We start from the raw sequence: 12,813 nt of genomic DNA, 5'->3' as shown, positions 1-12,813 counted from the left end.
TAATCACCGCCCTAGGATACTGGATTCCGGACTTGCTCGTTCTGACGAACTCGCAATCCGGAATGACGACCGTATTTGGCTCGGCTTCTTTGAGCCCAACCGAAAAACTGCCTCAGTGCCGCACCACCAGCACCGAGCAGGTGGCGTAGCGCACCACGTGGCCGGCGTTGGAGCCCAAGAAGTAGGTGCGCATCGCCGGGCGGTGCGAGGTCATCACGATCAGGTCGGCGCCCACCGAAGTCGCCTCGTCCAGCACCTCGTGATAGACGCCGCCCTGCCGCACCACGGTGGAAATCTTCGCAGCATCGATGCCGGATTCCTTGGCGATGATGGCGAGCGCCTGTTCGGAGGATTGCCGCTGCTGGATGTCGAAATCCGCCGGCACGTATTCGGCCAGCATCACCGGGGTCATCTGCAGCACGTTGATCAGCCGCACGGTGGCGTCGTAGGTTTTGGCGAGCGTCGCTGCGGTATCCAGCGCGGGCTTGGTCAGGTCGGTGTCGGACAGGTCGATCGGCACCAGAATGGATTTGAACATCTCCGCCTCCATGGCCGGGATCGCGCAACCGGCGCGATCCCGCACCGCGGTGTATCACAGCCTGGCCGGAAATTCCTTGATCGGGACGGCAGCGCTCAAACTTGAAAATCAGCCGTTCAACGGCCCCGGACGCAGTGCAGCGCGCCGCTTAGGCGGCGTGGTGCGCTGCAGATCCGGGCCGTTACGGAGGCAGTCTTTGCAACGGTCCCGGGTCTGCGGAGCAGCGCCAAGGGCGCTGCGTCCTCGCCCGGGACCCGATGCCGCAAGCGTCAGCACCTCAATGGCCGTGCGGTGCCTTCAACAGCTTCGGCGTCATGTATTGGCAGAGCCGGCCGCCGCCGAACGCGACGTCGTCCCACTTCTTGACGGCGAAATCGATCACCGCCACCGCGGCGGTCGGCATGTTGCCGGGCAGCGGCTTGTGCTCGCTGCCGCCATTGCTGCAGCTCAAGCCCAGCGCCAGTTCGTGCAGCCCGGGATTATGCCCGATCAGCAGCACCATATGCGGATGGCTGGGGGCCTGGCGCAGCAGGGCGAGCATCGTGGCCGGGCTCGCCGAATACAGCTCGTCGAGATGCACGGCGCGCGGCTGGGTGGCGTCGGCCGGGATCTGGTCGGCGACGATCGCCCAGGTCTGCTGCGCGCGCACCGCGCGCGACACCATCGCGAGCTCCGGCAGCAGCTTCTGCGCCACCAGCCAGCCGCCGATCGCGGCGGCGTCCTCGCGGCCGCGGTCGTCGAGCCTCCGGTCGTAGTCCTTGCCGCTCGGCGCGTCGGACTCGGTCTTGGCGTGACGCAGCAGGATCAATCGGCGCATGGCGGTCTCGAAGGTGCGGGAAACGTCATTTCAGACCTGCGGATTAATCGAGAAGCGGGCACAGGACAAGGTGACAAGGCGTCGGCGGGTCCGTAAGTAAATCGGATGACCAGCGAGACCGCGACCGTTCCCGGCCCGATCGATGCGCAGGCCGCCGCCCCGGCCGCCGAAGAGCTGACGCTCCCGGATCTGCCGCCGCGGCCGCGGCTCGGCCTCGATCTCGACGTCGACGTCTGCGTGATCGGCGCCGGCCTCGCCGGGCTGACGGTGGCGCGCGAGGCGGCGCTGGGCGGACTCAGCGTCGCCGTGCTGGAAGGCCGCCAGGTCGGCTGGAACGCCTCGGGGCATCAGCTCGGCACGGTGATGCCGGGGTTCGGCCATCCGATCGGCGAACTGATCGCGCGGATCGGCTTCGAGCCGACCCGCGAATTGTGGGCGCTGTCGAAGGACGGCGCCGACTATGTCCGCGCCACCGCGGCGCAGATCCTCGGGCTGCCGCTGACCGAGGGCGCGCTCGAGGTCTCCAATGTGGAGATCGGCGACAAGCTGATCAGCCGGCTGCAGATGCTCGGCGAGGATTTCGGCACCGAGGTGCAGGGCTGGCAGGTCGACCAGGTGCGCCAGGTGCTGCAGACCAAGCGCTATTTCCACGCGGTGCACTACCCGACCGCGTTCCAGCTCGACGGCCGGCGCTATCTGCGCGGGCTCGCCGACCTCGCGGTCGAAGCCGGCGCCCGGATCTACGAGGACACCCCGGCGATCAGCATCGATCCGGCCGGCATCCGCAAGCGCATCTTCACGCCGCAGGCGCGGTTGCGCGCCTCGCATATCGTGCTGGCCGGCAACGTCCATCTCGGCGCGCCGCTGCAGCGGCTGTCCGATACGCTGCTGCCGATCTGGCGCTATGCGGCGCTGACCGCGCCGCTCGGCGCCAAGCTCGCCGCGGCGATCAGCTTTGCCGGCTCGGTGGCCGACACCGACAGCATCGATCACTACCGTATCGTCGGCGGCGACCGGCTGCTGTGGTCGAACCCGGAGACCACCTTCGCGGTCGACCCGGCGCGCTTCAAGGGCACCATCGCGCGACGCATCCGCAGCGTGTTCCCGCAGCTCGGCGAGGTGGCGATCGACCGCGTCTGGAGCGGCACGGTGGGGCTCACCGTGCACGGCATGCCACAGATCGGGCAATTGCGCCCCGGGCTGTGGGTGGCGAGCGGCTTCGGCCGCCAGGGCCTCAACACCACCGCGATGGCCGGGCAACTGATCGCCCAGGGCCTATTGACCGGCGACGAGCGCTGGAAGGCGTTCTCGCCGTTCGAACTGGTGTGGGCGGGCGGCCGGATCGGCCGCGTCGCCGGGCAATTGATCGGCGACGCGGTGCGCGGCAATGCCGCGGTGCAGGGCGTTTTGGCGCGGCGCCGCGAGCGGGCGCGGGCGCGGGCGTTGCTCAACGAGGTCCGCCGCCAGATGGCCCGCAGCGCCGCGCTGAAGGCGCGCCAGGAACCGCGGCTGCCGGACGGCGGCGGCGGGCCGGGGTAGGCTACGCTGCGAACTCAGCGGCGAAAGTGACGGCAGCGGCGCGGCATCGGCCCCTCGCCCCGCTTGCGGGGAGAGGGTGGCGTGACACGCGTAGCGTGTCGCGCCGGGTGAGGGGGCGCCGCGTTATGCCGAGACGCCCCCTCACCCGACCCGGCTTCGCTCGCGCTCCGCCGGGTCGACCTCTCCCCGCACGCGGGGAGAGGTGAAGCCGTGCACGCGGCGGAGCACCATGCTTCTCGCGACAATGTGAGCGCCGGGCGGTGAGGCGCGTGTAACGTTGGCGGTTCGGCGACGTATCTGCAGCAAGGGCCGCGCGGCGCCGCCGCGGCGACCCCCTTGCGAAACGGAGACATCATGATGGACCGGCGTTTATTGCTGGCTTCGGTGGCCGGCCTGGCCGCGCTGTTCGGGTTCCGCTGGCTGCGCGGCGACGAGGCGCGCGCCGCGGAAAAATTCGAGATCGAAAAGACCCCGGAGCAGTGGAAGCAGCAGCTCACCCCGATGCAGTACCATATCCTGCGCGAGGAGGGCACCGAGCGCCCGGGCTCCAGCCCGCTCTTGAAGGAACACCGCAAGGGCACCTTCGCCTGCGCCGGCTGCGACCTGCCGCTGTTCGCCTCCGAGACCAAGTTCGAAAGCGGCACCGGCTGGCCGAGCTTCTATCAACCGCTCCCGAATGCGGTCGGCGAGCGCAAGGATTCTACGCTGGGCATGACGCGGACCGAGATCCATTGCCGGCGCTGCGGCGGCCATCTCGGCCACGTGTTCGACGACGGCCCGAAGCCGACCGGCCTGCGCTACTGCATGGACGGCTTTGCACTGGTGTTCCACCCGGCGACGCCGAGCGCGAGCTGAGACGAATAGACCGGGCGCCGGGTCAGCGACTGCCAGTGCTCGGTGGCCTGCACCGCCAGGCTCCACAGCCGGTCCGCCGGCTGGCCGCGGTGCAGCGCCTTGGCATAGCCGCACACCGCCATGAAGGCGGCCGACCGCGCCTCGTCGACCTCGAGCGGATGCCGGCAGCCGTCGCCGCCGACCAGACGGGTCAGCCGCTTCAGCATCGGCAACGCGGTCTGCGGCGCCTCGCGGGCCGCCTGCCGCAGGCACGACAACACCTGTTGCGCGATCTCGAACTCACTCATGACGGCTCGCTCCGGTCGGACGACGACTGCAATGTCACGCTTTTCGGGGCGACGCCGTGATTTCGCTCAAACAAACGCGCAATTTGCCGCCGCCCTTCGACCCAGGTTCCAGCGCCGCAGCAGGGCGAGGCGACCCGGTTATCCCGGCAAATATTACCCGGCTCGGCAATTCCGGACCTGTGCCTGGCCCCCCGGCGGATTTGTAACACTCTGAAACAACTCGGAAAGACGAGTTGGCACGGGCCTTGCGACGTCTGCTTTCGATGCGGCCCCCCCTTCGGGCATGACCGGCGGCCGCCCGGATCGAAGTTGGAGACGATGTAATGGGTATCTTCGGCGCTCTCACCACCTCCGTTGCGGGGCTCAGGACCCAGTCCTATGCGCTGGAGAACATTTCCGGCAACATCGCCAATTCGCAGACCACCGCCTTCAAGCGGATCGACACCTCGTTCCTCGACCTGATCCCGCAGACCGGCAACGACCAGCAGCTCGCCGGCTCGGTCACCGCGAAATCGCGCAGCACCAACACCATCCAGGGCTCGGTGCAATCGGCCGCGGTCTCGACCTATATGGCGATCAACGGCGACGGCTTTTTCGCGGTGCAGAAGCCGGGCTCGTTCTCCGACAACAACCCGATCTTCACCGGCGTCAACAACTACACAAGGCGCGGCGACTTCTCGCTCGACAAGAACGGCTATCTGGTCAACGGCGCCGGCTACTATCTGCAAGGCGTGTCGATCGACCCCAGCACCGGCAACCCGTCCGGCGGCGCGCCGGCGATCCTGAAATTCCAGAACGACTTCCTGCCGTCGCAGCAGACCACCAAGATCAGCTACCGCGCCAACCTGGCGAGCTACCCGTTGACCACCAAGCACGACACCTCGGTGCCGGGCTCGGAATTGCTGCGGCCGGCGGATTTCACCGTCAACCCGCAGGTCAACGGCACCCAGCCGCCGCCGTTCGGCGACAACACCAAGACCGGCTTGCAGGTCAACAACAAGACCGGCGTGGCGATCACCGGCGCCACCACGTTGAGCGGCGCCTCGGCGACCGACTCGCTCGGCGTCAACTTCGCGGTCGGCGACATCGTCAAGGTCAACGGCACCGATCTCATCGTGACGGCGTCGGGCGGCGTCAATGACGGCACCCACATCCCGGTCGACAGCTCGATCACCACGCTGCTCGGCAAGATCGATGCGCTGACCGGCAACACCGGCACGCCGTCCACCGTCACCAACGGCGCGATCGTGCTGCACACCGGCGCCGCGGCCGACCTGTCGCTGGTCTCGACCAGCGCCGGCTTCGCTTCGCTCGGCCTCACCAGCCCGGTCACCGTGGTGCGCACCGGCGGCGGCTCGGTCGGCACCGGCAAGGTGATCGGCAGCGACAACCAGACCTTCCTCGACGAGTCGATCTCCGGCGGCGCCACCACCGCCTATGACGGCAACGGCGCGCCGGTGAACGTGCAGCTGCGCTGGGCCAAGACCGACTCCGCGTCGCTCGGCACCGGCCACAACGACACCTGGAACCTGTTCTATCAGACCAATCCCGCGGCCACCGGCACCAACACCAGCTGGGTCAACGTCGGCACCAATTTCACCTTCGGCTCGAACGGCGAAATGAACCCGGTGATCGGCGCCATCACGCTGACCGACCTGACGGTGAGCGGCGTCTCGCTCGGCAACGTCACGATGTCGTTCGGCACCGGCGGCCTGACCCAGTTCGCCGACACCAACGGCAACGTCCAGGTCAACCAGCTGCAGCAGGACGGCTACGCCGCCGGGCAGTTGACCAGCGTCTCGGTGAGCAACGAGGGCCGCGTGGTCGGCGCCTATTCCAACGGCCGCAACATCGACCTCGCGGAAGTCAGCATCGCCACCTTCAACGGCGCCAACTTCCTCAAACGCCTCGACGGCGGCGCGTTCGAGGTCACCAACGAATCCGGCGCGGCGCTGTTCGGCAAGGGCGGCAGCATCTCCGGCTCGTCGCTGGAGGCCTCCAACACCGACATCGCCGACGAATTCACCAAGCTGATCGTCACCCAGCAGGCCTATTCGGCCAACACCAAGGTGATCACCACGGCCAATACCATGGTCTCGGACCTGTTGAACGTGATCCGCTAAGGCGCGGCGGTCGATTTTTGAACGGTAGTCAGTCATGAGTCTCGGTGACGCACTCTCCATCGCAATGGCCGGGCTTCGCGCCAATCAGGCGGCGATGTCGCTGGTGTCGTCGAATGTCGCCAACGCGGAAACGCCGGGCTACGTCCGCAAGACCGTCGACCAGGTCACCACCAACACCGGCTCGACGGGGTCGGGCGTCAACATCAACGGCATCAACCGCGAGCTCGACGAGTTCGTGCAGACCCAGCTGCGCACCGAGACCTCGGGCGCCGGCTACGCGTCGCTGAAGTCGGACTTCCTGCAGCAGCTGCAGGGCCTGTACGGCAACCCGGATTCCTCGGGCACCCTGGAGGACAGTTTCAACGCGCTGACCGCGGCGGTACAAGCGCTCGGCACCAGTCCGGACAGCCAGTCGGCGCGGATCGGCGTCATCAACGCGGCGCAGACCATCGCCGGCCAGCTCAACGCGATGTCGAACGGCATCCAGACGCTGCGCGGCGCCGCCGAAACCGGCATCAAGGACGCGGTCGCCAACGCCAACACGTTGATGAAGCAGATCGCCGACATCAACAACAAGCTGCAGACCAATCCGCTCGGCGGCACCTCGACGGATTCCTCGACCGCGGCCTTGCTCGACCAGCGCGACCGCTACGTCACCCAGCTGTCGCAGCTGATGGACATCCGCGTCACCACCAACAGCGTCAACCAGATCACGGTGTTCACCGGCGCCGGCGTGCAGCTGGTCGGCAACGAGGCGGCGACGCTGTCGTTCAACGCCCAGGGCACGGTGACGCCGAGCACCACCTGGAATTCGCAGTCCTCGCTGAGCTCGCTCGGCTCGATCAAGGTCAGCTACTCCAACGGCGGCTCGATCGATCTCACCTCGACGATCAAGTCCGGCGAGATCGCCGCCTATGTGGAGGCTCGCGACAAGACCCTGGTCGAGGCGCAGAACCAGATCGATCAGTTCGCCGCGACGCTGGCGAGCTCGTTGTCCGACAAGACCACCGCCGGAACCCCGGTGACGGTCGGGACGCAAGCGGGACAGACCATCGACACCGCCGGCATGATGACCGGCAACGTGATGCACGTCACGGTGACCGACGCCACCACCGGCACCCAGCGCAACATCTCGATCGTGCGGGTCGACGATCCGTCGGTGCTGCCGCTGCCGAATTCCGCCACCAACGATCCCAACGACGTCGTGGTGGGGATCGACTTCTCGCAGCCCGGCACGGTGATCGCGCAGCTCAACGCCGCGCTGAACCCGTCGAACCTGTATTTCACCGGCACGAGCAGTTCGATCAACGTGCTCAACAATCCGGGCTTCTCCACCGTCACCGCGGCGTCGGTGACCACCACGCTGTCGCCGACCAACCTGACCAGCGGCGGGCCGGAAGTGGCGCTGTTCACCGACAACGGCGCCGCCTACAGCGGCGCGATCGGCGGCTCGGGCAGTCAGATCACCGGACTGGCGCAGCGGCTCAGCGTCAACAACGGTCTGGTTGCCGATCCGTCGCGGCTCGTGGTGTTCAGCACCTCGCCGTTGACCGCGTCCGGCGACAGCACCCGCGCCGATTTCATCACCAGGCAGCTCACCAAATCGACCTACAGCTATTCGCCGCAGACCGGGGTCGGCTCCTCCAGCGCGCCGTTCAAGGGCACGCTGCTGAGCTACATGCAGCAATTCACCGCGCAGCAGGGCGCCGCGGCGCAATCCGCCGCCCAGGTCGCCGACGGCCAGACCGTGGTGCTGAATACCTTGGAGAAGAAATTCTCCGACGTCTCGGGCGTCAACATGGACGAGGAGATGGCGCATCTGTTGTCGCTGCAGAACGCTTACTCCGCCAATGCGCGGGTGATGTCGACGGTGAACCAGATGTATCAGACCCTGATGCAGGCTTTTTGAGGTAGACCATGTCAATCGATGGCGTCAGCGGACGAACGTCCTACATCGGCTCCGGCATCCTCAATCTGCGCAGTCAGCTGGATTCGCTGACCGAGCAATTGGCCAGCGGCAAGATCGCCACAACTTACGCAGGGCAGGGCTCCGGCCGCAGCCTGGCGCTCGGCATCCGCGCCCAGCTCAACGCCTACAGCAGCTACGCCGACACCGCGACCAATGTGAACACCCGCATCAACGTCGCCAACCTGTCGCTGCAGCGGCTGGTGGCGATCAATTCCGACGTCAAGGGCGCCGCCGTCAGCGCCGGCAGCACCATCGACAACACCGGGCAGACCGCCGGGCAGAAGACCGCCAACCTGGATTTCTTCGACTCGGTCGACATGCTCAACGCGCAGTCCGGCGACCGCTATCTGTTCGGCGGCCGCATCACCGACGCGGCGCCGGTGGCGGCGGCCGATCAGATCCTCAACGGCAATGGTGCGGCGATCGCCGGGCTGAAGCAGGTGATCTCCGAGCGCAAGCTGGCCGATCTCGGCGTCAACGCCAACGGCCGGGTCGGCAGCGCGGTCGGCGTGCTGCCGGCGGCGCCGCCGACCAGCGTGTCGGTCACCGAGGAAGAGCTGACCGCGCCTGCGCCGGCGACGGCGCAGCCGTTCGGCATGAAGGTGTCGGCGGTCTCCACCAACATCGTCGGCGCCACGGTGACGCAGCCCTCGGTGCCGGTGTCGCCGGCGCCCGCGGCGCAAAAGGCGATGTCGGTCGATCTCGGCGCCACGCTGCCGAAGGAGGGCGACACCATCAAGTTCACCTTCAAGATGCCGGACGGCACCTCGGAGGACATCGTGATGACCGCGACCACGACGTTGAAGACGCCGATGGACGCCAACACCTTCCTGATCGGCGCCGACACCGCCGCCACCGCCGCCAACCTCAACACCGAGCTCGGCAAGTCGATGACCCAGCTCGCCAACGGCGCGATGGCCGCGGCCTCGGCGGTGCAGGCCGGGCAGAATTTCTTCGACGATCCGCCGCAGCGGGTCGGCGGCGCGCCGAATTTCGGCGCCTCGACCACGCTGGTCGACGGTTCGGCGGCCGACACCGTGATCTGGTACACCGGCGAGACGGAAGCGCCGCCGCCGGCGCCGGCGGATCCGGCGCGCGGCACCGCGGTGGCGCGGATCGATGACGCCATCACGGTGCGCTACGGCGCCCGCGCCAACGAGCAGGCGCTGCGCACCCAGCTGCAGAACGTCGCGGTGTTCGCCGCGGTGACCACCAACGTCAGCGACGTCAACGCCAACGGCAAGATCGCCGCGCTCAACCAGCGCATCGCGCAGAACCTGGCGGTGATCCCCGGCACCCAGACCATCCAGGACATCCAGGCGGATTTCGCCGGCGCGCAGTCCTCGATCAAGGCCACCACCGACCGCCAGGCGCAGAGCAAGGTGATCTCGCAGACCATGCTGGACTCGATCGAGGGCATCAACAACGACGAGGTCGCCACCAAGATCCTGGCGCTGCAGACCGCGCTGCAGGCCTCGTATCAGACCACCTCGGACCTCTATAAGATGAGCCTGGTCAAGTTCCTGTAGGCCGCTCCGTCATTGCGAGCCAACGCCGCCCGCCGTCGGCCGTCCGGATATTGCTCACTCCCCGCGTCATCCTGAGCCGCATCCTTCGAGGCCCTCGCGAAGACGCTCGGGCGCCTCAGAGCCTGACCGAAAAAGTAGCGCGCAAAACCAGGGGTTTTGTCATTGCGAGCCGAGGGCGGCGCGCAGCGCCGGCCGAACAGCGAAGCAATCCAGGGGCCTCCGCGTAGCCCTGGATTGCTTCGTCAGAAGAGCTCCTCGCAATGACGGATTTAATGCCTGATTCCATTGATCGCTTTTTGAGTCAGACTCTCAGGATGACGGCGCCCGAGATGGGGCGGGCGCCATGCTGAGATCGTTAACCCAACCTCGTAACGACCCGAGTGGCCGGCTGCGCTTGCGCGGCCCCGGCCGCGGCAGGAGGAGGCTTGCCGCCGCCCCGGCAGGCTCGATCTCGTCAGCAAGCCGCTGTTTCACATCAGAAATCGTCTGAAGCCACGGTGCGGCCGGCGGGGTGCGGCCGGGTCGCTATGCACGCCATATGGCAGAACTTCATCGTAAATGTACCCGGGTAGTTTTACGCTTTGTTAGATGTTCGGGGCCAGGGTTCCAGCGCGATCTGAATGATCGTGATTTTAGCTGAACCAGGAAGGTCTCAAGCAAATGTCCGGCATCACACTCTCGTCCTCCGTCCGTCAGAACCTGCTCTCGCTGCAGTCCACCGCGGACCTGCTCGCCACCACCCAGAGCCGCCTCTCCACCGGCAAGAAGGTGAACACGGCGCTCGACAACCCGACCAACTTCTTCACCGCCTCCTCGCTCGACGCCCGGTCCAGCGACATCAACAATCTGTTGGACGGCATCGGCAACGGTGTGCAGATCCTGCAGGCCGCCAACACCGGCATCACCTCATTGCAGAAGTTGGTGGACTCCGCGAAGTCCATCGCCAACCAGGCGCTGCAGACCGTCGCCGGCTATTCCAGCAAGTCCAGCGTCACGACCACGATCGCCGGCGCCACCGCCGACGATCTGCGCGGCACCTCGACCTATTCCAACGGCTCGGCGCAGAGCCTCGGCCTGCAGGACGGTCAAGCCACTCCCGGCGTGATTTCCGGCGCGACCCTGCTCGGCGGTACCGCTGGGACGAACAAGGGGGCGGCAGTTGCGGCTATCGCAACCGACGGTGCTGCCACTTTGCTGAGCGCTCTCGGCGCCAACAAGCCGGTGGCCGGCAACACCCTGACGGTGAATGGCCACACGATCACCTTTGCAAACGGCGACGCGCCGGCCGCGACCACTTTGCCGGCCGGTTCGGGCGTCAACAATCAGCTGGTCACCGACGGCAAGGGTAATTCCACCGTCTATCTGAACAGCGGCAAGCTTCAAGACGTGATGAACGCCATCGATGTTGCGAGCGGCGTGAAGTCGGCGTCGATCGTCGGCGGCGGCGCGACCCTCACGACCAACACCGGTGCTACCGCAGCCTCAGTTGGAGCCGGTGCCGATGCTAACAAGCTGATCTTCAGCACCTCGACTGGCTCCGACCTGTCGATCTCCGGCAACAACACCCTGCTCTCGGCGTTCGGACTGAATTCGGGAGCGACCGGCGTCGGCAGCTTCGCGGCCGACCGAACCGCCGCGACGAGCGCAGGAACCAGCGTCAGCCGCGCCGGCATGGTGCAGGCGGGCTCGACGCTGACCGTGAACGGCAAGACCATCACCTTCGCGGATGCGGCGCTTCCCGCCGATGCGGACTACGGTTCGGGCAAAGTGACCGGCAAGAACGTCATCACCGACGGCAGCGGCAATTCGACCGTCTACCTGCAGGGCGGCACGATGGACGATGTGCTCACCGCCATCGACATCGCCAGCGGCGCCCAGGTTGCTCCGGTCAGCAACGGTGCCGCCACGTTGGCGGTGGCCGCGGGGAGCGAGGCGTCCAAGGTGCTCTCCGGTGGTCAATTGCAGATCAGCTCGGGCCTGGCAGGCGATCTGAAGATCTCCGGCACCGGCAACGCGCTGTCGGCATTGGGTCTGGCCGGCGCCCAGGGAACCGGGACCAGCTTCAACGTGGCCCGCACGGCATCCGCCGGCGGCATCAGCGGCAAGACGCTGTCCTTCGAGTCGTTCAGCGGCGGCACTGCGGTCAACATCACGATCGGCGACGGCACCAACGGCACCGTCAAGTCGCTCAGCGACCTGAATACGGCGCTGAAGGCCAACAACATGCAGGCCTCGATCGACACCACCGGCAAGCTCACGATCTCGGCGGCGAACGACTACGCCTCCTCGACGCTTGGCTCCACGCTGTCGGGCGGCAAGATCGGCGGCACCGCGGCGTCGTTCTTCTCGACGCCGACCGATCCGGTTGCCGACCTGGTTGCGCAGACCACCCGTAGCAATCTGGTCAAGCAGTACAACGACGTCATGGACCAGATCAAAACCACGGCCCAGGACGCTTCGTTCAACGGCGTCAACCTGTTGAACGGTGACGAGTTGAAGCTGGTGTTCAACGAAACCGGCAAGTCCACCCTGAACATCAAGGGTGTCACCTTCGACCCGAATGGCCTCGGCCTGTCGAGCCTGCAGTCCGGCACCGACTTCATCGACAACGCCGCGACCAACAAGACCTTGGCGACCCTGACCACCGCCGCGACCACGCTGCGGTCGCAGGCCTCGGCTTTGGGTTCCAACCTGTCGATCGTGCAGACCCGTCAGGACTTCTCGAAGAGCCTGATCAACGTGCTGCAGACCGGCTCGTCGAACCTGACGCTGGCCGACACCAACGAGGAAGCGGCCAACAGCCAGGCGCTGTCGACCCGCCAGTCGATCGCGGTGTCCGCGCTGTCGTTGGCCAACACCTCGCAGCAGAGCGTGCTTCAGCTGTTGCGCTGATCGCTCTCTCGAGCACCAATCGGAAGACGGCGGGGGCAACCCCGCCGTTTTTTTGTGTTGAGAAACATGGTTGATAGCTGGTTAACGGCGAAAAATGCGGCTCCGGGCGAATCCGAAAACGCCTGCAGCGCAGCGCTAACTTTGTTGTTTTGGGGGTATTTATACTAGGGGTGGTATTTATACCGACAACGGCGGTTCACAGGTACTATTCCTAGCCCCTAAATTAATACCTCGTTACGACGCCCGGACAGAGTGTGCCGCGGC

At 66.5% G+C, this 12,813-nt stretch carries 9 protein-coding genes; 6 read left to right on the top strand and 3 right to left on the bottom strand.

The genetic code is table 11. The annotated features are described in order from the left end of the window. Window positions 1–112 precede the first annotated feature (112 nt). Both HNR60_RS11415 and HNR60_RS11410 read right to left on the bottom strand, forming a co-directional pair. Window positions 113–538, bottom strand: coding sequence for a universal stress protein (locus tag HNR60_RS11415; protein WP_184257492.1), 426 nt, complete (start codon window positions 536–538; stop codon window positions 113–115). Window positions 539–815: 277 nt separating this feature from the next. Beyond that, window positions 816–1,355, bottom strand: a complete 540-nt coding sequence (locus HNR60_RS11410; RefSeq protein ID WP_184257491.1) for a SixA phosphatase family protein — start codon at window positions 1,353–1,355, stop codon at window positions 816–818. A gap of 105 nt (window positions 1,356–1,460) precedes the next feature. On the opposite strand from HNR60_RS11410, the gene HNR60_RS11405 reads away from it, so the two are divergent. Continuing rightward, window positions 1,461–2,894, top strand: coding sequence for an NAD(P)/FAD-dependent oxidoreductase (locus HNR60_RS11405; protein ID WP_184257489.1), 1,434 nt, complete (start codon window positions 1,461–1,463; stop codon window positions 2,892–2,894). Window positions 2,895–3,248: 354 nt separating this feature from the next. Continuing rightward, window positions 3,249–3,749 (top strand): peptide-methionine (R)-S-oxide reductase MsrB, encoded by a 501-nt coding sequence (gene msrB, locus HNR60_RS11400; protein WP_184257487.1) that lies wholly within the window; start codon window positions 3,249–3,251, stop codon window positions 3,747–3,749. Here the strand turns inward: msrB and HNR60_RS11395 are convergent. Next, entirely contained in the window at window positions 3,692–4,036 is a 345-nt protein-coding gene (locus tag HNR60_RS11395; protein ID WP_184257485.1) for a cytochrome P450 family protein, read from the bottom strand. The two genes, msrB and HNR60_RS11395, sit on opposite strands and share 58 nt — an antisense overlap. Before the next feature lie 323 nt (window positions 4,037–4,359). Here HNR60_RS11395 and HNR60_RS11390 point away from each other — a divergent pair, with 323 nt between their 5' ends. The 4 genes from HNR60_RS11390 to HNR60_RS11375 all read left to right on the top strand — a co-directional run bounded on the left by HNR60_RS11390 (window position 4,360) and on the right by HNR60_RS11375 (window position 12,549). Next, on the top strand, window positions 4,360–6,159 hold the full coding sequence (locus tag HNR60_RS11390) for a flagellar hook-basal body complex protein (protein WP_184257483.1): 1,800 nt from the start codon (window positions 4,360–4,362) through the stop codon (window positions 6,157–6,159). Between the two features lie 34 nt (window positions 6,160–6,193). Then, window positions 6,194–8,068 carry a flagellar hook-associated protein FlgK gene (gene flgK / locus HNR60_RS11385; RefSeq protein ID WP_184257481.1) on the top strand — a complete coding sequence of 625 codons (1,875 nt, stop codon included), beginning with the start codon at window positions 6,194–6,196 and terminating at the stop codon, window positions 8,066–8,068. An 8-nt stretch (window positions 8,069–8,076) separates the two neighbouring features. After that, window positions 8,077–9,657 (top strand): flagellar biosynthesis protein FlgL, encoded by a 1,581-nt coding sequence (locus tag HNR60_RS11380; RefSeq protein ID WP_184257479.1) that lies wholly within the window; start codon window positions 8,077–8,079, stop codon window positions 9,655–9,657. Window positions 9,658–10,317: 660 nt separating this feature from the next. Beyond that, entirely contained in the window at window positions 10,318–12,549 is a 2,232-nt protein-coding gene (locus tag HNR60_RS11375; RefSeq protein ID WP_184257477.1) for a DUF1522 domain-containing protein, read from the top strand. The last annotated feature ends 264 nt before the right edge of the window (window positions 12,550–12,813 follow it).

Origin of the sequence: Rhodopseudomonas rhenobacensis, from assembly GCF_014203125.1 — a bacterium.
GTDB lineage: Bacteria > Pseudomonadota > Alphaproteobacteria > Rhizobiales > Xanthobacteraceae > Rhodopseudomonas_A > Rhodopseudomonas_A rhenobacensis.
The sequence above is the reverse complement of the archived record's forward strand: the minus strand, read 5'-3'. Positions and strand labels throughout refer to the sequence as shown.